The organism is Sphingopyxis sp. H073 (genome assembly GCF_001468395.1).
Classification (GTDB): Bacteria; Pseudomonadota; Alphaproteobacteria; order Sphingomonadales; family Sphingomonadaceae; genus Sphingopyxis.
The window spans coordinates 285,765-307,259 of the sequence record NZ_LNSG01000005.1 but is presented as its reverse complement, the minus strand read 5'-3'; the positions used below and the strand labels follow the sequence as shown (position 1 = coordinate 307,259).

Genomic DNA, 21,495 nt, shown 5'->3' with positions numbered 1-21,495 from the left:
GCCTGGTCGAGCCAGAGCTCGACATCGTCCCATTCCAGATCCATCAGCGCGCCCGGCGACCATCCGAAGCGCGCCGCGAGCAACCCTAGGTGGTCGCGCCAGTCTTCCGGCCACCGGGCAGCATGGCCGTTACAAGCTCCCCCAGCGCGTCGAGATCCTCTACGTCGAGCTCGTCCGAGAAATTCGCCGGCACGTCGCCGCCACCGGGTAGCGAGCAAAGCCGGTCGATCAGGACCATCGACCCGTGAAAGTCGCTCTCGGCCTTATCCGCTGCCTTCATGTCCTTGCCCTTGGGGCGGCGGACGACGACTTCGCCGATGATGACAGCGCCTGTCCCCTTTTCGGTGATCGGGTGCTTTAGGATGTAGGTGTCCGGCATCAGCTCAGCTCCTCGGCCGGCGGGCCCTGGAACACGAGGTCGGCCTTGCCGTCGCTCGTCGACAGGCTGACCACTTCGGCGACATAGGCGTTGCGGATCAGGAAGCTCTGTCCGGTGTCGGTCTGGAAATCGATCGTCGCGTTGTCGATGTCGCGCAGCGCGGTCAGGCTGGTGCCACGCTTGACGAGGATCTTCACCGTCAGCTTTGATTCGGCGGTCTTCTCGCTGAAGGCGCCTGCCTGGTAATCGCCGCGCTGGGCCTCGCGGACGGGTCCGCCGAGCTCGAGCGTGCTTTCACCATCGGTGTCGAGCGTGTCGCCGTCGACCTTGATGCGCGCCTGGCCGACGACCTGGTTGGGATTGGCCATCTGATACTCCTCTTATGGGCCGCAAAGAGGGCGCTCACGCCCGCTTCAGCGGCGATTGCTTCAGCTGCGGAACTGGACCTGGCTGGCGTGGATGCGCAGCTGGTTGACGAGGTCGGGCGGCAGCAGCGCGTTGACGCGGTTGCGGTCGGCCGCATCGCGCTCGACGATCAGGTCGGCCTTGAACTGGTCGATATTCTCGACCAGCCCCGCCTCCTCGAGCTCGCGGAACAGCGCGACATATTCGGCGCGCAGTGTCGACGGCGTGACGATCGACTGCCCGGCGCCAAAGCGGGTGCCATCGTCGGCGAGCTTGTGGCGCGGGAACTTCGACAGGAAGCGGGACCGCACCGCGACGCGAATGTAGGACAGGGTCAGCGTCGTCTCGGCGTCGAGGAAAGCCGTCGACGGCTGGCCATAGGCGTCCTTCTGATAGCTGGTGACCGTGCGCTCGATCGTCACGCTGCCGTCGCCGCCGACCGCATAGGTCGCGATGCCCACCGCGAGCAGTGCCTCGCGATCGGCACGGCCGAAGCGGACATTCTCCGCCGGCGGCAGCACCTGGTCGAGGCGTAGCGTCTGGAGCGGGCGCGCCGGGTCGATCGCGCTGTAGTAGCCGCCGACCGCGCCGTAATTGCCCGCCCATTCCCAAGTCGGCGTCGGCGAGACGCCGGTGCCGATGATGCTCACGAACTCGCTGTTGCGCGTCGGGCCGAAGGCGACAAGGCTGGCAAGGTCGCCGCGCTTCGCGGTCCAGCAAAAGCTCTCGAGCATCCGCGTCGGCCCCATGCGGTCGCGCAGCTCGGTCTCGACCGACGTCAGCACCGGCGCCGAGTGGTGCGCGAGGATGAAGGTGCGGTAATCGCCGTCCGCGATCGCGTCGGCCAGCGCGTCATAGTCCGGATCTCCCGCCCCGTTGGCCATCGGCACGATGGCCAGGCCGATGCCGGCGGGCAGCGCCTCGCCCTGGTAATAGCTGTGGCGAACATCGATATCGTTGCCCGCCGTGCCCTTGTGCAGGCACGTCAGCGTGACCACGGCGCCGACCGCGGCGGCCGACACCGGCAACGTCGTCTTCGCGTTGATCGCGGCGGCGATCGCGGTGGCGACGGTCGCCGCGGCGGCGGCGTTCGCCACGCCGACCGGTACTTTCTGGCCCGCGATCATCAGCGCGATCGTGCCCGCGGCGGTGGCCGGGCCGGTGACGGTGATAGTGCCGGTGGCGGCGGTACCTCCGGCCAGATCGGTCAGCGCGATCGCCCAGCACTCGCTCGACTGGTCCGCCGCCTTGAACGCGCCGATCGCGCGGGCGAGGATCGAGGCCTTGCCGAACAGCTGCTCGGCCTGGGCGGTTCCGAAGATGCGCTGCGGGACCAGCGACGGCGCGGTACCGGCGGCGAGTTTCTGTCCGATGACGAGCACGCGGTTGGGCAGTGCGGGAAGGCCGCCGCCGGCGCGACTGCTGTCGAATTCGACATAGGCGCCGGGAACGCGAAGGCTGACCGGGATCTGGTTGAAGCTGATCATGAACTACTCCTGCGGAAGGATCAGATGGTCGGCGGCGTCGGCGCTGCCGGGACCGGTTGCGGGTGCGGGCAGCTGGATGCCGTCCTCTTCGTCGTCGCCATCGATGCCGCCGAACGGCGGGACGTCCCAATCCATGTGCAGCGTCTCGAAAGCGTCGAGCTCGGCGTTGACCGGGAAGGTCGAGAATTCGAAGCCGGTCTCGAACTGGAGCGCGAGCATCGAGACCTTGCGCTCCTTCAGCGCGTCGAAGGGCCGGACGAGGCGGATGGCGCGCGGCTGAAGCGGATCGATGTCGAGGCCGAGCTTGCTGCCAGCGAGGATCGACAGCGCGTCCAGGGCGAGCTGATAGCTGCCCGGCTCCGCCGTGCCTTCAGGGCCGCCGTGGCGAGTGGCGGCCTCGTTGCGCAAATTCTCCGCCGCGACGACCAGGCCGAACTGTGCCCCCTCGACGCGGATGCCGCCGAGATCGGTGAAGCGCAGCGACGTGGCGCCGGCGAACACCGCCCAGGCCGCGGGCGCTTTCCAGTCGCCCTTCTCCTTGAGGTAGCTGTCCCACTCCTCGGGATAGGTTTCGAGCGTGCGCCAGGCGTAGCCGAGCGGACGGGTCTCCGCCACGACGCGCAGCGCCGCGATCATGGCGAGCTCGATCGAGGCGATCACAGCCGCAGCTCCATAAGCTTGCGCGCGGCGAGGCCGGCGCCCTCATAGAGCAGGATGAAGACGATGTAGAGCAGCAGGATCGGCCAGATCGCGACGAGCGGCCAGACATCGGTGCGCGACCGGATGAAGCGCTGCGACATCAGGCCGAAAATGCCGCCGATCCAAATGATGGCGAGAAAGATCCAGATCATGCGCGGCCCCCGACGAAGAGATTGGGCGCCTTGCCAGCGAAGAAGTCCTCGAACAGCGCCGCGGCGTCGCTGCGATCCTCGGCGCCGAAGCCCAGATATTCGCGGGCCGGGATCGTGACCTGTTCGACCGAGCGAAAACCCAGCCCGCCGGGCAGCTGGAATTTCAGCTTGCCGCCGCCCTTGGCGCGGATCGTGCCGCCGAGCTGGTGGATGGCCCCATAGATGACATTGGTGCCGACGCGGATCTCGGTCGCGTTCGATTCATAGGCAATCGAACCCTTCAGCCGCGCGGTGTCAGTCAGCGTCTTGCCGCCCTCGACCTCGGCGCGCATGCTCTTGGGCCAGCGCGCGCCGCTGGGCGCGGTCTCGCGGTCGAAGCGGTCGATCGTGTTCGACTCGAGCACCAGGCCGAGCGCGTCATTGAATTCGGTCAGATCCTCGCCGGCATCGACCAGCGCGGCCATTTCACGCTCCGCCTGGGTGTCGCCGAAGATGCTGACGCGGAAGGACGTGCCGCTCATAGCGAGCCGTCCAGCTCTTCGCGGCTGAAGCGCTTGCGACCGGCAAAGTGGATCGCGCCGGCCCGCGCCGGCTGGGCGTCGATGACGCCCTCGTCGATCTTCATCTTGCCAGAGGCGATATCGCGCAGCCGGGCAACGGCATTGTCGCGCTTCTTGGTCACGCCCTCGGGCGGGGTCGAGCGGTGCAGCTCGTAAAATGCGATGTCGCAGGCGATCTCGGTCAGCAGCGGCGGGACCGGCAGCGCGCTGCGATCACCGTATTTGGCGGAAACATAGCCGTCGATCTCGTTACCGGCCTTTTTGAGGGCGCGCTCGATCCGATCCGCGTCAATCTCGCCCGCACCCGCCCAGTCCGAGAGCTGGACAAGGTCGCGCTCCTCGAACGTGGCCTGCATATCGGCAAGGGTGGCATAGACGATCGACATGGGTGCTCATGCTGGAAATGAGGGAGAGGTCAGGCGCGGCGTATCTGCAAGGAGCCGCCGCGCCTTCCCCCGTCAGCCCGCGGCCTTCGTGGGCGCCGCAGGCTTGCGACCCGAAGAGCGAGCCGGTTTGGCAACCGTCGTGGACGGGGCCGGCTCATCCTTCGAAGCATCGCCGGATTTGGCTTCGGCGACCGGAGGATGCTGGGTGTCCTCCGGTTGATTCCCTGCGTCCGCACCGGCGGCCGGTACCGCCCCCGATGCGTCCGCCCCAGCGCGAGACTGCTCACCGGGCGCCGCCGACGCGTCCGATGCCGGAGGGGTTTCAACAGCGGGGGCCGCGATCGTGCCGCCGTCCGCCTTTGCCTCGGGCTCCGGTTCCGGCGCCGCGGCGTCGTCCCCTTCATCGTCGGCCCCTTCCGGGCTCTGCAATTCCTTGGTGCCGATCAGCCGCTCGACGATATCGGCGATCGCCGCCTTCGCCTCGTCCTCGTCGACCGCGAGCTCGGCCGCAGTCGCCATGTCGATGAGTGCCTGGCGATCGTCGTGGCCGATCTCGACAAAGGCTTCGGGATCATCCTCGCCGCTGGTCTCAACGACGAGCACCGGATCGCCGACGATCGACGCAAGGGCGCGCAACGCGTCGAGGCCATCGCCCAGGCTTTCCGGTCCGACCACCAGCGGTTCGCGGGTGAAGGCAAGGCCCGCGCGACGGCGCGAGGTCGCGATCGCGCGAACGCGGATCAGGCCAGCCACGGCACGACCTCGACTTTCGCGGTGCCCTTCCAGGGGTTGGTTTCACCGCCGGCGGCATATTCGCTGTTGACGATCTTCAGCGCCGCTTCTTCGTTCGCCGGGGCGACGATCAGCAGGGTCGGGCGGATGCCGAGCGGACGGCCATAGTCGCCCTTCAGCGCCATCATCGCCGCGCGGGCCGCCTTGTAGGCAGCGGCGTCGAGCGCCTGCTTGCTGCCATAGGCGAACTGCCAGAATCCGAAGCCGACGTTGTAACGGGCGTCGACGCCATAGGCGAACTTCTTGCGGCTGAAGACATTGTCGTCGGTCGGCGAATCCTTCGCGACGAACTGCGCCTTCTTGCGTTCCTGGAAGATGATCGGCTTCAGCGCGCGCGTGTCGTCGATCAGGAACCAGGGCGAACCGGCCCCGCCGCCGCTGTTCGATACCGAATAGGCGACGCCGTTCTCGTCGAGCACCGGGTGATCGGTGTCGAAGAAATACTGGCCGTCATAGCAGTTGGTGGCGAAGCCGTTCTTCAGCAGCCCCCAGGCGAGCTCGTCGGGGTGCGCGGCGGTTGCGAGGCCCATCTCGGTAAAGAGCGGGCTGTAGATGCCGATATTGTCGTCCTCGATGTCGTTGCGATCGACCTCGATCGTGTTTTCCCAGTCCTTGTTCTTGATCACATAATCGGACTGCGAGATGCTGTTGATGACACGGTCGCCCAGCCATTCGCGCATCTTGGGGAATTTGCCGAGCCAGCCATATTCATTTTGGCCAGTGGTCGACGGCACGGTGGTGGCGATAACGCCCAGCTGCGATGCAGCCTGGCCAAGGCCACGGTTGAACGCGGCGCTGAAGCCGGTCCCGAGCGTCTTGAGATTGCCGGTATTGACGATCACGGATGCTTTCCTTTCGTTTCGGTGCGCGCGTCAGACGATGCGGACCCAGACGCCCTGGGCGTCCACGTCTGCGATCTTTCCGGCGATGGAGCGGGTGGCGCCGCCGTTGGTCTTGGCGACGGTTTCATCGTCGACGATGTAACAATCGTTCCCGATATCGGCGATCGCGATGGCGTCGCCGGCGGTGCTGTTCTTGAACTGGAAAACGCCCTTTTCCACCTCGACGGTCTTGTCGCCGGCGGCGCCGCCGGTGTTGTCGACGGTCGAAAGCGCGATACCATCCGCCTTCAGCGTCGTTGCGACCGCACCAGGCGTGGCATAGCCGGTCGCGCTGAGCGCCACGAAGGCGCCCTGCCAGATCTTGACGTTCGCCGCGACCGCGCGGTTGTACGTCTTGCCATCGCGGGACTTGGTCCCCTTTTCAGCGGCCAACGCCATTATTTCGCTCCCTTCGCGTCACCATCGCGCTCGGCGATGAATTCTTCCTCGGTCACGCCCAGCGCAGTGCAGGCGGCGAGTTCTTCGGCGGTCAGCTGGCCGCTGGCGCTACCAGGATCGCCCTCGACCGCCGGTTTGCCGAGCGCTCCAGGCGACAGCGCGCCCAGGAAGGCGTCCAGCGCGGTTTCGTCGGTGATCGACGACGCATGGGCGACGAGCGCGGGGGGCAGGCGGCCATCGGCCTGCGCCGCATCGATCTTTGCCTTGCGGTTCGTTTCCTGCACGGCGGCGAGGCCGGCGGAGAGCGACTGGACCGACTGGGTCAGCTGCGCGACGGTTTCGACCGGGACGAACTTCGCCGGGTCGGGATTACCGGCGTTGTCGGCCTTCGCCTTCAGCGCGGTCGCCGCGGCGACCAGATCGGCCGTGGCTTCGGCGCCGAGCGCCGTGGCGATCGCCGTCATCGTGGCGGCGCTGCCATTCATGTTCGCGATCGCGCGGAGGACTTCCTCCTCGGTCGCGTCTTCGCCAAGGCCCAATGCCTTGGCGATGGGTCCATAATTCATGGATTCGTCTCCATCGGTTTGTGAAAGGGCGCTCGCCACTGCGGCGAGATCGAGCGACGGCGTGTTGGTCAGCGCCGCGTTGATGACGGCGATCGGGCGTCCCTGCCGATCGTGGGTGAAGACCGGCGAGATATAGCGATACTCGCGCTTCGTGAGCGCGCTGGCCGCGCCCTCGGTCCAGTCGACCTCGGCAAAGATGCCTTCGTCGTTGGCGAACAGCTTGGGCGCCCAGCCCGCGGCGGGGGCGCGGCCGCCGACACCAGGCTTGGCGCCGAACACCGACTGGTGATCATAGTCGATGACCATGTCGTTCGAGCTGTGATAGGCGGCGCTGGCCGCGACGATGCGCTCGGCATGGGCAAGATCGTCGATACGGATGACTGGCGGCTTGCCGTTGCGTGACGGGTGCGCGCCAATGCGGAAAAGCTGGATGACCTTGGGGGGCGTGCTCTCCTGACCGGCGGCCGACGCGATCGCGATCGCGCCGCCCACGGCATATTGGTCAACGCACGGTTTCTTCCCCCTGTTCACCTGGACAACGCTCCCCGCGTCCGGCCCTGCGCCGGTCGATGAGGGTGCTATGAAGGCGGCGGGCAAGCCGCGTCAGATGAACTATTTCAGGGGAATGAGGGCAGCGCCCATCGCGGTCATGGCATGCCCGTCCGATTCGGGCCAGAGGCTATCGGCTGTCGTTCGATGACCAGGCGACGATGCCCTTGCGCATCATGGCGGCGCGATCGGCGGAGACGCGACGCGCGCGCCACCAGCGCGCGATATCGACGACCATCACGTTGCCGGCGGCGTCGGCCGGCCCGAAATAGCGGCGGACGAGTTGCACCGGTCCATCCTTCGCGGCGATCCAGAGCCAGCGGATCTCGGCGGGCGAACGGATCGCGGTTCCGACGTCGACGAGCCCGGACGCGGCGAGGCCCGCGGGCAGCACGGTCGCGCCTTGGTCCAGAAACCAGCTCGCCGCGATCGCAATCGGCCAGCCGCCGGCGTCGACGAAGCTGGTACCCGCGATCTGCGCCGCCTCGGTCGTCATGCCGAAGGCGGACAAGAAGGCGCTCACGGCCTTCGCATGGACGCCTGAGACGCTGCTCATCGCCGCGAGGCCGTCGCCGCGATAGGGCGTCGGCGCCAGCCCATCGCTCCGCGCCTTGCCGACATGATAATCCCAGCCCGGATCGATGCCGCGCTCGATCGACTGGATCTCGCCGGTGCGGCGGTTGATCCACTGGCGATCGGGAAAGGCCTGCGGCGGCGTCAGCTTCAGCCCGCGCCGTTCGGCCTGGCCGCGCGACACCGGTTTGGGCAGGCAGCGGCAACCCCAGCCGTTCGGCGGATAATGCGTGTCCCACCAGGGATCGTCGACCGGCAGCACGGTGCCGTGCCAGGCGTGATGCTGCGGCCGTTCGCGCCCGTCCATCACCGACACATATTCGAGGTAGGGAAAGGCGCGCTTGTTCCGCTCGATCCGCTCCCATCGCCCGGCGGCATAGCTGGTGCGCATGTTGGTCTCGAAGATCGTCTTCAGCCGCCGCGGACTGCCGAGCTGGACGAGCTCGGTCTCGCCGGTCGCGGGGTCGGTCATTTCCCGCCGACCCCACCAGCCCGCCGCCTCCAGCCGCGGGCGCAGCTCTTTCGCGAACATCTGGAGCGTCTCGCCCTCGGCGATCGCCCGGTCGACCGCTTCGCGGATTGTCTCGAGAACATCGCGCGTCATCGCCTTGGCGACCGTGAAGGCGCGGCCGTGCTCCTCGCGTTCGACATCCTGCCACGAGAATCCGAAGACAAAGCCTTTAGCGCGGAACCATTCGACCGCCTCGCGCGGTGGCAGGCCGACCGGAATCGCGTCGTCGGCCATCTCAGCCCTCGATCAGAGCGCGGCCGCTGCCGTCGCCGATCGCCGTGCCGACGCCGCCGTCCAGTACACCTGCGAGCTGCCAGTCAACGCCGCGGTACCGGACAAAGCCGCCCGCGTTGGGCCTATAACCCGGAATTGCCGCGATACTGATATGGCGCCCCGCCTGACCCAAGCATGCGTCGATCGTCACTTGCGGGTCGCGGCTGTACCAGGCTCGGCGGGAGATCGACCCGTCGTCCTCGCGCAGGGCGTGCAGCACGGTCGCCACCGTGGCTCCGATTGCATCAATCTGGAGCCGCGCGCGGTCTGCCTGGCCCAGCGCGGCTCCCGGTTCGACGAGCAGACCGGTGGGCTTACCCGCGAGATCATGGTCGAAGCGCGGTGCGTCGACGGGCGCAACGACGATCGCACCCGCGGCGTTCCGATGCGGCGCCGCGGTCGGGCGGCCGAAATCGAACCAGGCGTCGAACAGCCCGCGGCCGATATCCATCAGCTCGCCTCCCGCTCGTCACCCTGCTGCGCGGCATCGCCGGCGAGACGCGAGGCGAAGCCTGCGAGGGCGAGCATCCCGGTCAGCTCGCCGGCGTCCATCCGTTCGATAAGCCCGGTCAGCCCGTCGCGGACCTGCTCGAGCGAAGAGGCCGACGCGATCAGTTGCTCGACCGGCGACAGAACGGGATCGACCAGCGCGGTCCAGTCGTCGAGGAAGGAATCGGCGGCCTCGTCGATCGCATCGCGGCTGGATGGATCATTGGGGGGTGCGCTGGCGGTACCGATTTGCCCGTCAGGCCGTTTAAGAGGGTCTAAGAGGCCGAGTCGGGTACCCGAGCGCTGGGGCTGGGCGGGTGCGGTGCCTGGAGGGGCTCCTACGGGCAAATTTTCCGGGGTCGGCGATGCGGCGGCCGTCAGCACGTCTTCGCCCGCTTCAGGGGCGGGCAATCCGGCACGCTCGCGGATCTGGTCGGCGCCGACCTTGACACCCAGCGGGACCAGCGCCGCCGCCGCTTCGGTCATCGCCTTGACGTCGACCTCGTCGGGCTTGCCGATTTTCAGCCGGGGATATTTCCGGCGCGGCCCGCGGTTGAAGATGATCAGCGGCTTGACGAAATCGCGGTTGAGGGTCGCGGCGACCATCACGGCGTCGGCATCGGCGATATCCTCGCGCACGCCGTCATGCACCTCGGCTTGCCCCGAACCGAGCCCGCCGGCCTTTGCGTCGGTGGTGTTGGTCTGGCCGAGCACGACCTTCGACACCTGGTCGTCGATATATTCGGCCATCGATCGCCAGAGGTCGCTGGGCGCACTGCCGCCCTTGCCGTCGATGAACTCGACCTCCATCGTCTTCGGGAAGACGGCCGCGGCGTCCGCGCCGAGATCGGCGACGGCGCGCGCGAGGATCTCGATATTGTCCTCGGTCTCGCCATTGTCATAGCGACCGACGCGCAGCGGCATGCCGTATGTCTCGAGGAAGCTGACCCAGTCCTTGATCGAGAAATTCTTGAACATCCATCCCCAGGCGACGACACGCGCAAGACCGCCACGAATGGGGAGGCCCGACTTCGCCTTGTGGAAGTGGACGATGAACTTGCCGGCGGGCAGCGCCTCGGGCTCGCCGGCGGTGCGCAGCCGCAAGGTTTCGCCGTTGACCCGGTCGAATTCAAACCAGCGCGGGTCGCGCCATTTCAGATCCTCGGGCTGCCAAAGGCCGGGCTGAAGATCCCAGATCATCTCGGTCACGCTGAAGCCCTTGCCGACCGCGTCCATGATGTCGAAGATCTCGGCCTGGAGCATGTCCCGATCCAGCCAGTCGCGGACGAGCTGTGCGTCAGCCTTCGCCTCCTCGCTGTCGTCGGCCTCCTCGACTTCGATCGGCATGCGCGCGACCGCGCGCTTCCGGGTACCGAGCACCGACAGATAATGGGGGTCTTTCTCCTCCATCTCCTCGGCGAGCTCGAGATAGGCGATCATGTCGCCCTGCTCGGCCTGGAGGAGAAGGCTCGCCAGGCGCGCCGGGGTCAGACCCTTCGCCGGGTGGCCCGAGACGATCGAGCGCACCGACATCATCCGCGGCGCCGCAACCTCGCGCGCCAGCGTCTCGGTTCGCATCAGCTGGCCGTTCGACCAGACGAGGGGCGGCGCCTTCGGTGCAGGCGGGACGACTTCACGCATTAAAAGGCTCCTCTATCGAAACGGCTACCGCGGCCGTGCCGATCGGGGCGATCGTCGCGGCGCCTGCCGCTGGGGCCGCGTTCCGATCCGGCTCGATCGGGGCGGCGATTGACGCCCCGATATGCATAAAAGGCCGGCGGCATGTCGGCCGCACGGCTGGCGAGCGCATAGGCCCAGAAGCGATCGGCGTGGACCTCGTCGTCGGCATTGACGATCCGGATGCCGCCCGACTGCTCGGAACCGATCTTCTTGATTGCCATCAGGTCGGCGCGGGTGAAGGGATCGAACCGAATCCGGATGCGGTGCTCCTGGATGCGCTTGTGCAGGCTGAGCGCAAGGTCGATGCGCGACGGCCCAGTCAGCAGCTCGCCATGAACGCGGCTGGTACCGTGAAGGCGCTGAAGATCTTCGACGACCTTCTCGCCCATGCCGGTCTGGTCGATCCAGGCCGCGCCGATGCGGCGGGTCTTGAAGAGCTGGTTGAAGAAGGCGTCCTGGTGCGCGAACGACTGGCCAATTTCTTCATAGGTATCGCGCTGCCAGAGGACGTCGCCGAGCAGCTCCATGCAATATTGGACCTGCCCGTCGCGCCGACGCGCGACGTCGCGGCCGACATAGCAGATGCCGCCCTGGTACAGCTCGGGCAGGCCGCAATCGGCATGCTCGCACGCGGCGATATCGGCGATGTTGAGCAGCGAGCCCGAGCCGATCTTCGGATTGCAATCGAGCTCCTCGTCCGCATCCTCGCCATAGGCGGCGTAGATCCCGGCGACCCATTCTTCCTTCGGGGGAAGATCGACGCCCTTGGTCTTTGAAACCATCGACACCCGCTCATAGAGTCCGGCGTCGAGCGCGTCGCGGAACGTGATCTTCATCGTTTCGCCTGCGCGGTTGCCGGTCTTTATGTCCTGGATGAGCAGGTTGAACGGGTTCGACACGCCATCGTGGGTCGAGATGACGACGACCTGGCCGCCCCAGATCAGCAGCGCCATCGCGGCCTTGATCACTTCGCCGACATTCTTGTGGAACGCCGCCTCGTCGATGATGACGATGCCCTGCTTGCCGCGCAGGGCGCGCGGCACCGAGGGAAGCGCGGTGATACGGAAGCCCGAGGCAAAGCGGATCGAGAAGGCCTTCACGCCCTTCTCATCGGCCTCTAGCACCTCCTCTTCCTCGATCTCGCTGGCGACGAGGCCGAAGGCGCGAGCCCACATGGCGCAAACCTGGATGAACTCCAGCGTCATGTCCTTGTCGTAACCCATGTACCAGATGTTCTGGCCGCCTGCCTCCGGCGCCGCTGCCGCCTTCAGCGCCGCGAACGCCGCCATCCCCCAGGTGAGACCGATACGGCGCGACTTTTCGATGACGAGCAGCGCGGTGCCGTTGAAGAGGGAGTCGACGGGCCGCTGCTGGTACCCGAGGAGGAGGTCGCCCTTTGGCAGGCGAAAGATCGCGGACTCGGCCGCCGCACGATCGCCCTGGATTTCGCGCAGCTTGATCCACTCAGCGCGACTGTCCTGGGCGCGCTTAAAATCCTCCTCGGGCGACTGCCTCATGTGTCGCTGCCCAGCACCGCGAAGCGGATGGATTCGACGGTCTCTTTCGACAGTCCCTTCGCGCGAGCCGCGCGGGTCGCCTTCTCGGCCGCCTCCTTCGTCGCCTTCTCCGCCGCGCGCTTCTCCGCCTTCTCGATCACGTCGAGCTCGGTCTTGCGGGTCAGCGCGATCGAGCGCAGCGCGTCGGCGAAATCCTTTGCATCCTTCGCGCCGAGCTGGATGCCCTCGCCGTCCTTGGTCGCGAGCATCAGCTTGAACATGTTCGCCTGGAGCAGCTGGCTGTTGAGGTCGAGCATCTGCGACTGGTCGGCGTTGCCGGTCTCTCGCGCGAGTGCGGTCGCCATCATCTGCGATTCGCGGAGCTCGGCCGCCATATCCTCAAGCGTGCGGACATGCCGCCCGAGCGCCGAGCGGCTGACGGTTTGCCCCATGTCGAGCAGCCGGGTGCGGATCTCGTCGATCGTCCAGCCATGATCCATCCGGAGCTGGCCGATCAGCTCGCGCACCTCCTTGTCGAGCTTGTCGATCGACGACGGGCGGTGGCGCGCGGCCTTGGGGCGAGCAGGGCGCGCCATGTCAGGCGCCCGGCGAAGGGCGCTGGACGCCAGAAACGATCGAACGTCCCGCGGCGACGTCGGCGCCGGCTTCGGTCAGCTCGGCAACAATCAGACTGGGCGTGGGAAGAATGAGCGAAACAAGCCGCTGCTCTTGGAGCCAGGTGAGGTTCGTGCGGAGCTGGTCGCGGGTGCAGCTCAGGCCCATCGCGTTCACCGCCTGGTTGAGAACGCTGTCGTTGGCAGAATATGTCGGCACCTCGGCCAGGAGCCGAAGGATCGTCAGCCGGACATGCTGGAAATGATAGTCAGTGTAGCTCACGCGGTCCCCCGGTTCGGTTTCAAGCCGATTACCTCGATGCCGCTCTCCAGGCGCGCCCACAGGCGCAGCCGATCGAGCAGCGGATTAAGCCAGCCCGTCAGGATGCAATAGCGGGTGTCCATCCTGCCGGCATGATGGCCCCAATGGTGCGGCGCCGACTGGACTATGCCGATCTCCTGAAGCGCGCGGTACCATCCGGAACGCGCGGTCTGGCGGTGCGAGTATGCATGAACCTCGGTCACGGCGAGCCCGCCGGCGATCGCGCCGAGCCAGATCCAGCTGAAGCCGGCGATCATCAGCCAAGCCAGCGCGATCGCGATCGCGGAAGCCCATGTCGTCGAGTTGCGCGAGAGCAGCGGGCTCGCGAGAAAGGCTTGCGGATCGACATGATGTAGGCGGTTCGGCTCGACGATCGCCTTGCTGATCAGCGGCATGTCGACCCAGAGCAGGCGATCCTCGACCCAATGTACGATCCCGGAAAGGAAGTCCGCGATTAGCCAGCCAACCAGCAGCTGCGCCATGATGGAGAATACATCCACGATCAGACCCCCGTGCCCTTTTTCAGGAAATAGTCCTCGAGCCGCCGCACCGCTTCATAGGTCAGCTGGTTGACTCGTCGATCGGCGGCCTGTTCGGCTTCCAGCCTTGCAATTTTGTTGTTGAGCGAGGCGATCTCGTTCTGAACCTCGCCGACGTCCTCGGTCGTCGCTTTCCCCGACAAGGCCTGCTCTACCTTGCCGAGGCGGCGGCCGAGGCGGCCAGTTCCCTCGGGATTGGCCTGGCCGCCCCGCCACACGGCGACACCGATGCCGAGAATGATGAAGAGGATAATCGCCAGCTGCAAAACGTCGCTCATGAAGGCTCCTGATCGGGCTTGGTTGTCTGGCCGGCCTTCAGGCCGGGAAGCGGGAGCGCGCCGATCGCGCGTCTGATGTAGGCGGCGATCTCTTCGCCCAGCAGCTCGATCACCGTGTAGCCGGAGAAACCGAGGCCGATCGAAACGACGAACGCGAAGAGCAGGCCAGGCCGGCTGTCGAGTACCCAGAGCAGCGCAGCGACGAGCATGATCACGGTGACCAGGATATTCTTCGCCAGGCCCATCGGCGGGTTGCGCTTCGGCGCGAGCGGCCGCGCGGCGAGCACGCCGATCGCGGCAAGCGCCAGCGTAACGACCGGCCATTCAAAGCCGCCGGCGACGATCATCACGTCGGCCGGCGAAGCCTTGTTCACGGCGCCGGCAAACAGCAGCGTCGGCGTCCAGGCCGCATAGAAGGCGGATGGCGTCATCGTCATGTCGTCGGCAACGTCCCGAGACGAAGCTGCGCCAGCAGCGCGTTTAGCGCAGCGCGGGCCTCGACATCGACCGTTGCGCCGCCCGCCGCATTGGGGATCGCGGCGCCGCGTCCGGTTAGCATCGTGACATTGTTGATCTTCAACGCCTTGCCCGCGCCGATGTTGACGTCGCCACGCGTCGTGATCATCCCTGTATCATAGGCGACCCGAAGATCGACCTGCCCGGCAGTTACATTGTAGATGACCATGTCGCGGAACGGGTCCGACGACAGCATCCCGATGGCCCAGTGCTGAAGATTATTAGACAGCTGCACGTTGCCGCCATAGTTCTGGGGGCTGTCGACCCAGATATTCTCCCGCTCCATCGACCCGTCGACTTTTAGAGCCAGCAGCGCCGTGGCGGGATTCACCTGCCGCAGGCCGTTGTTTTCATCGCAGGCCAGGATCGATTCGGTGGCGGCGAACTGCCCGCCCATCGTCAGCGATCGCCATTCGGCTTTCGTATTGTCGCCCGTTCCCATCTCGACATCGGTGGCCTGGCGACGATCGACGACCGCGCAATTGACGTTGCTCCCCGACTCCGAGACATCGAGGGCCGATGCGTTCGCGGTGCGGGGGCGGATATTGAAGCAATCGACGCACTCGGTCAGTTGCGCGACATTGACCGTGTTGCTGAAGGCAAGCGTATCGACCCCGCGGACATCGTAGCCATAATTGATCGTGATCCCCGTACCGCACATCGTCCCGCCGCATTGGCTGTAGCGCGACCCCGATCCGCCTTCGATCGCAACGCCCCACGCGCTTTCCAGAGCGCCGGTGCCCGGCGTGGTTCCGGTGATGAAGCAATCGTCGATCAGAGAGCCGATATTCCAATTGTCAATGAGCACGCCCACTCGGCCCGTCCAGCCGACAGTGCGGATGCCGCGGTAGGTGCCGTTTATGTCGTCATGAATATGGATACCGACCGTGCAGTCGCCGGTGAAGGTTAGCCCTTCGATGATCGCGCCCACCAGCGGTTTGCACTTGCTGGCGGTGGCGTTGTTCGGGTGCGCACGCTCGGTCGGCCTGTCGATGGTCAGGTTGTTGCCGACCACCGCTTCGACGCGGTATTTCGCGCCGGGTCCGTCGAGCGGCAGCAGCGTCGCGCCGGGATTGGTCGACGCATTCGACACGTTGATCCAGTCGCCGGGCGCATAGAGCGCGCCATTATTGACCGGCAGCACGCGCGACCCAGCAGCGACCAGTGCCGAAAGATAGCCTGCGGTCGTGCGCTTCCCGCCATATTCGAACGCAGCGTAGCTCGGGTTCGTCGGATCGCCTGCGTCGCGGCCGATGCCACTGGGATCGACGACGACGGTCGCGATCGATGGATGCGGCTGGATATGGACAAAATCGGCAGGCACGCCGTCGTCCTCGAGCAGCACCGGCGTATCGAGGCGCAGCGCCGACCCGTTGATCTGGATCCAGCGCTTGCCGCTCGCCAGAAGGGCGCGGATCGCGGGGCCGTTGTCGACGCCGGGAACAGGAACGAAGATCGTGGGATTGGCGTCGTACACTACAGGATTCCTTCGTTGACCAGGGCTTCATGGATGGTGGCGATGGGCTGGCTCTCGGCGCGCGCCCATTCGGATACCGGGGCGATGCCGCCCGCGACGACCATGACGCCGCCGGCCATGATCTGCGCGCGGGGACGGCGTTCGTAAAAGATGCAGGTCGGCGACAGCCATGCGTCGCCAGGCACGCCATCGGCGGGCTGGTCGGAGGTGAGCAGCAGGCGCGCCCGCGCGACCCCCATCTCTCGCGCCAGCGCCGCGGGTGTCAGCGCCGTGCCGATCTGGGCCGAACCGTTGGCGGTACGGCGGCGATAGCTGATGATGCCCGCCGGGAACTCGCAGGCAAAATAATCGCCGGCGACTGTCGCCGCATGCGCAGCGAGCAAGCCACCATCATAAAAGTTCGCGGTCGCCGCGGCGGCCTGCGCCCCCGACTGGGCATACTCGACCCATTGCTGGACCTCGGCCTCGGCAAAGGACGACAGCTTTTCGAACTGGAGCCAGGTGCCGACCCCCGAATTGCCCTGCTTGCGATACCAGCCGTTCCACGCCGGATCGGCATCGGCATAAACGAGCGCGATGCTGTTCGCTGCATGCGCAAGGTCGGCGAGCAGGTTGGCGCGCGTTTCCTTCGCCGCGTTGGTTGAGATCAGGCGACCCAACAGCTGCGCGATGGAAACCTTCTGGACCGGTCCACCAGGTTCCTGAATGGCCGTCAACGCCGCCGGGGACACTGCCGTCGCAGCAGGGAGCTGTTCGATCGGGCGTGTTTCGATCGTTGTTGGGTTAGTCATCGGGGCACGCGGTCCTTGCGTCGCGCAGCCGCTCCTCGAGGAGCGCGGCGTGAGAGAATATGGCGCCTAGCCAGCGCAGTGTTTCGTCGCTCGCCTCGACCAGTGCCTCTGCGGGCATCGCTGGCGCGACGGGCACGTCCTGGAGCAGCTCGGGTGGGCAGACGGGCTTGACGACGATCTTGCGCTCGATCACCGGATCGGGCGCGGCGCCGGGGTCAGGCTTTTCCGGTGAGCCGGCGCAGGCAGCCAGCGTCGCAACGCTTGCCAACCCCACCAGCAGCCGGAGGCGCGCTTTTGATAGCGGCATCGGCCTCATCCTTTCGTTTGGCTTCGGCTCGACCACGCGCTTCGGCGCGATCGGCGATCTTCGCCTGGTCGGCGATCAGCCGGTCGACCTCCAATTCCGCGTTCAGCGCTGCCGCCTCGGCCGTCATGCGATGCGCTACCTCGGTTTTCACCGCGGTCGAGCACGCCGACTGGATCGCGAACGACGTGGCATTGCGGTTCGCGGCTTGCAGCGCGATGTCGCAGACCTTCGCAGCGCGGGCCGCGGCGATCGCCGCCTTCACCGGCTCGCTGCATCGGTCGGCCGCGGCCGTCTGTTTCTCCGCCGCGGCCGAGCAGGCCTTGACGTCGGCGCGGAGCTCGCGAAGATCGGCGCGCGCCTGGATGCCGGTCCACGCCGCGACGAGCAGCGCCACGAACGCCAGCAGACCCCCGATCGATCCCCAAAGTCGAAGTCCCGACAGGCCGAACATCAAATCCTCCCCAACCGGTCGGCGCGCGCCAGCCAGCCCTTCAGAAACTTCTTCTGCGACGGAGTGCGCTCGGCGATCGCGCGGTACCGGAGCCGCACCTCGACGCGGAACGCGTCGACCAGCGCGGGCATGCCCAGCGCGCCCCAGCGCAGCACCCAATTCATCGCGTCGAGCGTCTGCTTGCCGATCGCGCCGTCGACCTTCAGCTTCGCCGGCGCCGAGGCCGCGCGCTCGAGGCAACGATTGATCGCGAGCTGGAGAAGGCGGCGCGCGCTGCCGATGCCGGCATTGACGCCCTGGTCGAACATCATCTCGCCCACCGGGCGCGGCAGATTGTCGCAGCCCATCCGCTTCCAGAAACAATGGTGATAGAGGAACTTGGCGTCGCCGCGCGTAAGCTTGCGAACGTCATAGCCGTCGATATCGCCGTCGCCGTCGAGATCGAAGTCGGCGCGGCCGTCGTCGTCGAGGTCGACCTTGCCTTCGATGACCAGCGTGCGCAGCGACCAGCCATATTTGGTGGTGCCGCCACGATCGGCGGGATCGTCGACGAAGCCGCCCTCGGTCTTCAGCAGCTCGACGACGGCCGAAGCGTAGCGCGTCGACCATGCCTGGACGAGAATTTCCTCGGGCAGGTTATGGCCGATTCCGGCGATATCGGATTGGTTGGTTTCGCTCCCCATGCCGCTGCTTTGACGCTTGGGGCGAGCGGCGGTCAGGTGAACTATTTCAATTGTCGTCGAAGAGCTTCAGCTGGCGGGGGTCGCCGCCGGATTCGCCGATAATGTTATGGACATGCCGCTCCGTGTAGCCGGTGGCAAGCGCGATCGATTTTGCGGTGCGGTTCGGGTTCTCGGCCGCGAGGCGCAGCACCTCGCGGCGCCGGTTGTGGATCTCGCGCCGGCGCGAGATGTTCGGCAGGGTGATGAAGTCGCCGGTAAAATGGGAGCTGAGCAGCGTGGCGGCGTCCAGGCCGAGCGCGGCAACGATCGGGTGCCCGTCATGCATACGGTGCGGGACATAGAGGCTGGTGCCGCCGAAATGCTCGCACAGGCGCAGCGCCGCCTCGCTGCCGATCACGGCAGCCACCTGGTCGAATGCCAGGGAATCGAGGCGGCGCGTCTCCGACAAATCAGATAAGCACGGCCAGCGCGAGGATCGCGAAAAAGGTCAGGCCGCTGCCCAGAGTAAAGGCGATCGCGCGATCGCGCGCGGCCTTGTGCCGGCGTCGATCGGCCGCGGACTCGAGTAAGGGCAATGACCAGAATTCCATATTTTCGCGATCGCGGCGCAGCGTGCTCCGATAGAGCGATTGATTGTCCATGTCAGGCCTCCGGGGAAACGTGCGGGGAACGGTCGGCGAGGACGCGGCCGAGCAGCTGCGCGGCGCGCGTCAGATCCTCGATCGACATCGAAAGGTCGATCGCGCGGATCTCTTCACCGGTAAGACGGAACAGAGCGTCGGTTACCGTCCAGTCGGGATGCGCAATGCCGGCTGCGACCAGCTTGGCGAGAATCGCCCGGACCAGCCGCGCCTTGCTGGCGTGCAGCTTCACATATTTGCCGTCGCCGACATCCCAGCCGTGGCGCTTTGCCATCGCCTTCAGCGCCTCGATCAGGCGATAGGCGAGCGACTGGTCTGACCAGCGCCACTGCTCGCATTTGAGCTGGCGGCACGCGAAGGCCTCCAGCGCCTGCTCGGACGGATTGCGCACCGCGCCGAGATGATGGAGCGAGATCCACAGCGCCCGCGCCTTGCGCGCACTGGGCGTATCCACGGCAGGCGCTCGGCGGCCCGGCACGCCCTTGGCGCTGGTCCGGAATCCGCGCTGGCCGAAATGCTGGACGACCTTTGCCAGCTGCTGCTCGGTCGCGTCGGCCGCCGACATCGATCCGCAATACTGGAAGATGACGGCGCGATAATCGTCCTCGTCGAGGCCGAGCTGCTTTTTCGCGATATGGACCTTTGCGAGCAGCGCGCGGCGGCGCTGATCGCGCGAGTCGATCGATGTCTGGCGGGCGGGGGCGCTCACTGGACCGACCTCGACAGTGCCGGTCGGTTCATTTCGGGGACCAGTCCGACGCCGGGCAGATCGACCATTAGGAACGAGCCGCCGCGCGCTATGCTCCCCTGCGCGATCGCGACCAGCGCGTCCACACCCCGCGCGAAGCCGGGCGACGCCTGGCGCAGCGCCCTGCCGTCCTTGGCGAGGCGGAGGAGCGAGACGTGTCCGGTGCGGCAGAGCACATGGGCGATCTGCTCATAGGACATCCGCCGCGGCGCGAACTCGCGCAGCGCGAGGACGACCGCCTTCCGCGCCGTGACCAGGCTGGGAAGGCGTGACGTGCCTAGCAGCTCGGCACGGTCGACCGACCAGCGCTGGCACGCCTCCTCAATGATCATGTCGATCCGCTCGGCGGGGGTGCGCAGCGCGGTCATCGGCCCGCCCCCGCAATCAGCAGAATCAGCGAGATCGCGACGATCTCGGCCACCGTGATGATCGCCAGCTGCGCGAGGATGACCGCCGCGCTGTCGACGCCATTGCGCGTCAGGGCATCACGAACCTTTGAGAGCCTGCTCATCGCACACCGCCTTCCCAGCCGTTTCGGCGCTGAATCACGTCATCGAACCACCCAACCGGGCCTTCCCAGGGCTCGCCCGCCAGATGCGCCTCGATGTCGCGGATCAGCTGGACATGGCGCTCAATGTCGTCGACGACATCGGCGCAGAGCGTTCCCGGTACCGGCACCACCGCATTGCCTTCGCCGCGAAGCGTGCTGTGACATTCGATCGCGGCCGAGACCTCGATCCGCAGGAACAGATTGGCCCGTGAGAGCAGATCGTCGGCGACGCCCAGCTGTCCCGCCAGATGGGTTTCGGTGCTGGTGAGCGCGCTCATACCGCCACCTGCCGGGTCGAAAGCTGCGCCCAGCAATCGCGGATATGGCCCGCGGTGACCGCCACGCCCTCGCTGGCCGCGATCATGTGCGCCAGCTCGAGCGTGAAGGTCGCGCCGCGGAGCGCGCCCGGCTTCATGCAGATTTCACGGATCGCGCGGATGCTCGCGTCGTCGAAAACGCCCCATGCATCGCAAAGCGCGTCGGCATCGCCCTGCAGCGGCTGGGCGCGCACGATACGGTGCGCGACGCGGCTGAAGATTTGCGCAAAGGCATCGCGGCGGTTGCCGCCCTCGAGGCGGGTCAGCACCTTGATATTGCCCGACAGGACGATGCCGACGCCCGTTTCGTCATGCCAGGCGCGGATTTCCTCGATCGCCTTTTCGGACAGATGCTGTGCCTCGTCGAAGATGAGCAGGCCGCCGGTGTCCTTGATCTTTGCAATGATCAGCGCGGTAAGCTTGTTCGGCGGGCCGTTGGCCTCCCGATCGCCGAGCGCCGCGAGCGTCTTCTGCTGCATCGTCATCACGCCCGCGCTGCTCGGCGCGATCGTTACGACCCACACGTTCGACACGCTATCCCGATAATTCTGGATCGTCTTGGTCTTGCCCATGCCGGCGCCGGTCGCGATGACGACCATGCGGCCCCGCTGCGCCCACGAAAGCGCGGTCTCGACGTCCTGGGCGGTCGGCCCGCGAAAGAAACCCGGAATTTCGGGGGCGGTGACCTTGATCGCGGCCTGAGCGGCGAGCTGCTGCCGATATCGATAGACCTGTTCGGCAAGGCGCTTCTCGTCGCCGGCATAACCCTTGGCGCTGCCGAACTGGCTGATCGTGCCCGCCGCGATGCCGGTGCGCTTGCCGATCTCCGTCCAGCTCATGCCGGTTGCAGCCTTGTGATCGATGATGAAGGCGCGCTGGTCTTCGATATCGATAGGCTGGTTTTCGGGGTTGTTCATGCTACTTTCCTTCTCGTCTTCTCAGGGACACTGTCCGCGGCGGAGGCTCAGACCCCTCCGCCGCGGC

The 21,495-nt window shown here is 66.5% G+C and carries 32 protein-coding genes; all 32 read right to left on the bottom strand.

Translation table 11 applies throughout. The features are described from left to right. Positions 1-85: 85 nt before the first annotated feature. Positions 86-379, bottom strand: coding sequence for a phage tail assembly protein (locus ATE64_RS12045; protein WP_058456175.1), 294 nt, complete (start codon positions 377-379; stop codon positions 86-88). After that, complete coding sequence (locus tag ATE64_RS12040) at positions 379-747, bottom strand: phage tail tube protein (protein WP_058456174.1); 369 nt, start codon at positions 745-747, stop codon at positions 379-381. Before ATE64_RS12040 ends, ATE64_RS12045 begins: the two co-directional genes overlap by 1 nt. Before the next feature lie 60 nt (positions 748-807). Then, a complete protein-coding gene (locus tag ATE64_RS12035) occupies positions 808-2,271 on the bottom strand; it encodes a phage tail sheath C-terminal domain-containing protein (protein WP_058456173.1) in 1,464 nt (487 codons plus the stop codon). A gap of 3 nt (positions 2,272-2,274) precedes the next feature. Beyond that, positions 2,275-2,931, bottom strand: a complete 657-nt coding sequence (locus ATE64_RS12030) for a phage protein Gp37 (RefSeq protein WP_058456172.1) — start codon at positions 2,929-2,931, stop codon at positions 2,275-2,277. Continuing rightward, a complete protein-coding gene (locus tag ATE64_RS12025) occupies positions 2,928-3,122 on the bottom strand; it encodes a hypothetical protein (protein ID WP_058456171.1) in 195 nt (64 codons plus the stop codon). Before ATE64_RS12025 ends, ATE64_RS12030 begins: the two co-directional genes overlap by 4 nt. After that, positions 3,119-3,643, bottom strand: coding sequence for a phage virion morphogenesis protein (locus tag ATE64_RS12020; RefSeq protein WP_058456170.1), 525 nt, complete (start codon positions 3,641-3,643; stop codon positions 3,119-3,121). Before ATE64_RS12020 ends, ATE64_RS12025 begins: the two co-directional genes overlap by 4 nt. Continuing rightward, complete coding sequence (locus ATE64_RS12015) at positions 3,640-4,068, bottom strand: DUF1320 domain-containing protein (protein ID WP_058456169.1); 429 nt, start codon at positions 4,066-4,068, stop codon at positions 3,640-3,642. Before ATE64_RS12015 ends, ATE64_RS12020 begins: the two co-directional genes overlap by 4 nt. Before the next feature lie 72 nt (positions 4,069-4,140). Continuing rightward, on the bottom strand, positions 4,141-4,821 hold the full coding sequence (locus ATE64_RS12010; RefSeq protein ID WP_058456168.1) for a hypothetical protein: 681 nt from the start codon (positions 4,819-4,821) through the stop codon (positions 4,141-4,143). After that, positions 4,809-5,702, bottom strand: coding sequence for a Mu-like prophage major head subunit gpT family protein (locus tag ATE64_RS12005; RefSeq protein ID WP_058456167.1), 894 nt, complete (start codon positions 5,700-5,702; stop codon positions 4,809-4,811). The genes ATE64_RS12010 and ATE64_RS12005 overlap by 13 nt, the downstream gene beginning before the upstream one ends. Positions 5,703-5,732: 30 nt before the next feature. After that, the gene (locus ATE64_RS12000) at positions 5,733-6,140 is read right to left on the bottom strand and encodes a hypothetical protein (RefSeq protein ID WP_058456166.1); all 408 of its coding nucleotides are present in this window, start codon (positions 6,138-6,140) and stop codon (positions 5,733-5,735) included. After that, positions 6,140-7,237 (bottom strand): phage protease, encoded by a 1,098-nt coding sequence (locus ATE64_RS11995; RefSeq protein WP_167541764.1) that lies wholly within the window; start codon positions 7,235-7,237, stop codon positions 6,140-6,142. Before ATE64_RS11995 ends, ATE64_RS12000 begins: the two co-directional genes overlap by 1 nt. A 148-nt stretch (positions 7,238-7,385) precedes the next feature. After that, positions 7,386-8,573 (bottom strand): phage minor head protein, encoded by a 1,188-nt coding sequence (locus ATE64_RS11990; protein WP_058456164.1) that lies wholly within the window; start codon positions 8,571-8,573, stop codon positions 7,386-7,388. A gap of 1 nt (position 8,574) precedes the next feature. Next, positions 8,575-9,063: a hypothetical protein gene (locus tag ATE64_RS11985; protein WP_058456163.1), complete on the bottom strand. Its 489-nt coding sequence runs from the start codon at positions 9,061-9,063 to the stop codon at positions 8,575-8,577. After that, positions 9,063-10,742, bottom strand: coding sequence for a DUF935 domain-containing protein (locus ATE64_RS11980; protein WP_058456162.1), 1,680 nt, complete (start codon positions 10,740-10,742; stop codon positions 9,063-9,065). Before ATE64_RS11980 ends, ATE64_RS11985 begins: the two co-directional genes overlap by 1 nt. Next, positions 10,742-12,298 carry a terminase family protein gene (locus tag ATE64_RS11975; RefSeq protein WP_058456161.1) on the bottom strand — a complete coding sequence of 519 codons (1,557 nt, stop codon included), beginning with the start codon at positions 12,296-12,298 and terminating at the stop codon, positions 10,742-10,744. Before ATE64_RS11975 ends, ATE64_RS11980 begins: the two co-directional genes overlap by 1 nt. Continuing rightward, the gene (locus ATE64_RS11970; protein ID WP_058456160.1) at positions 12,295-12,873 is read right to left on the bottom strand and encodes a phage protein Gp27 family protein; all 579 of its coding nucleotides are present in this window, start codon (positions 12,871-12,873) and stop codon (positions 12,295-12,297) included. The genes ATE64_RS11975 and ATE64_RS11970 overlap by 4 nt, the downstream gene beginning before the upstream one ends. Position 12,874: 1 nt before the next feature. Continuing rightward, positions 12,875-13,174 (bottom strand): hypothetical protein, encoded by a 300-nt coding sequence (locus ATE64_RS11965; protein ID WP_058456159.1) that lies wholly within the window; start codon positions 13,172-13,174, stop codon positions 12,875-12,877. Continuing rightward, positions 13,171-13,713, bottom strand: coding sequence for a fatty acid desaturase CarF family protein (locus ATE64_RS11960; RefSeq protein WP_058800317.1), 543 nt, complete (start codon positions 13,711-13,713; stop codon positions 13,171-13,173). Before ATE64_RS11960 ends, ATE64_RS11965 begins: the two co-directional genes overlap by 4 nt. Before the next feature lie 2 nt (positions 13,714-13,715). Further along, positions 13,716-14,030, bottom strand: coding sequence for a hypothetical protein (locus ATE64_RS11955; RefSeq protein WP_058456157.1), 315 nt, complete (start codon positions 14,028-14,030; stop codon positions 13,716-13,718). Then, the gene (locus ATE64_RS11950; protein ID WP_058800318.1) at positions 14,027-14,461 is read right to left on the bottom strand and encodes a hypothetical protein; all 435 of its coding nucleotides are present in this window, start codon (positions 14,459-14,461) and stop codon (positions 14,027-14,029) included. The genes ATE64_RS11955 and ATE64_RS11950 overlap by 4 nt, the downstream gene beginning before the upstream one ends. A gap of 2 nt (positions 14,462-14,463) precedes the next feature. Continuing rightward, positions 14,464-16,023, bottom strand: coding sequence for a hypothetical protein (locus ATE64_RS11945; protein WP_058456155.1), 1,560 nt, complete (start codon positions 16,021-16,023; stop codon positions 14,464-14,466). After that, entirely contained in the window at positions 16,023-16,814 is a 792-nt protein-coding gene (locus ATE64_RS11940; protein ID WP_156416577.1) for a hypothetical protein, read from the bottom strand. The genes ATE64_RS11945 and ATE64_RS11940 overlap by 1 nt, the downstream gene beginning before the upstream one ends. Next, positions 16,807-17,007: a hypothetical protein gene (locus ATE64_RS11935; protein WP_058456153.1), complete on the bottom strand. Its 201-nt coding sequence runs from the start codon at positions 17,005-17,007 to the stop codon at positions 16,807-16,809. The genes ATE64_RS11940 and ATE64_RS11935 overlap by 8 nt, the downstream gene beginning before the upstream one ends. 22 nt (positions 17,008-17,029) lie before the next feature. Further along, positions 17,030-17,515 (bottom strand): hypothetical protein, encoded by a 486-nt coding sequence (locus ATE64_RS11930; protein WP_156416576.1) that lies wholly within the window; start codon positions 17,513-17,515, stop codon positions 17,030-17,032. Positions 17,516-17,571: 56 nt separating this feature from the next. After that, the gene (locus ATE64_RS11925; RefSeq protein WP_058456151.1) at positions 17,572-18,255 is read right to left on the bottom strand and encodes a glycosyl hydrolase 108 family protein; all 684 of its coding nucleotides are present in this window, start codon (positions 18,253-18,255) and stop codon (positions 17,572-17,574) included. Between the two features lie 46 nt (positions 18,256-18,301). Next, complete coding sequence (locus ATE64_RS11920) at positions 18,302-18,661, bottom strand: hypothetical protein (RefSeq protein ID WP_156418172.1); 360 nt, start codon at positions 18,659-18,661, stop codon at positions 18,302-18,304. A 43-nt stretch (positions 18,662-18,704) separates the two neighbouring features. Next, the gene (locus ATE64_RS11915) at positions 18,705-18,896 is read right to left on the bottom strand and encodes a hypothetical protein (protein ID WP_058456149.1); all 192 of its coding nucleotides are present in this window, start codon (positions 18,894-18,896) and stop codon (positions 18,705-18,707) included. Between the two features lies 1 nt (position 18,897). Next, positions 18,898-19,605 (bottom strand): regulatory protein GemA, encoded by a 708-nt coding sequence (locus ATE64_RS11910; protein ID WP_058456148.1) that lies wholly within the window; start codon positions 19,603-19,605, stop codon positions 18,898-18,900. Continuing rightward, positions 19,602-20,012, bottom strand: a complete 411-nt coding sequence (locus ATE64_RS11905) for a hypothetical protein (RefSeq protein WP_058456147.1) — start codon at positions 20,010-20,012, stop codon at positions 19,602-19,604. Before ATE64_RS11905 ends, ATE64_RS11910 begins: the two co-directional genes overlap by 4 nt. After that, the gene (locus tag ATE64_RS21665; RefSeq protein WP_156416575.1) at positions 20,009-20,155 is read right to left on the bottom strand and encodes a hypothetical protein; all 147 of its coding nucleotides are present in this window, start codon (positions 20,153-20,155) and stop codon (positions 20,009-20,011) included. The genes ATE64_RS11905 and ATE64_RS21665 overlap by 4 nt, the downstream gene beginning before the upstream one ends. Then, entirely contained in the window at positions 20,152-20,472 is a 321-nt protein-coding gene (locus ATE64_RS11900; RefSeq protein WP_058456146.1) for a hypothetical protein, read from the bottom strand. Before ATE64_RS11900 ends, ATE64_RS21665 begins: the two co-directional genes overlap by 4 nt. Next, positions 20,469-21,428: an AAA family ATPase gene (locus ATE64_RS11895; protein WP_058456145.1), complete on the bottom strand. Its 960-nt coding sequence runs from the start codon at positions 21,426-21,428 to the stop codon at positions 20,469-20,471. Before ATE64_RS11895 ends, ATE64_RS11900 begins: the two co-directional genes overlap by 4 nt. Positions 21,429-21,495 lie beyond the last annotated feature (67 nt).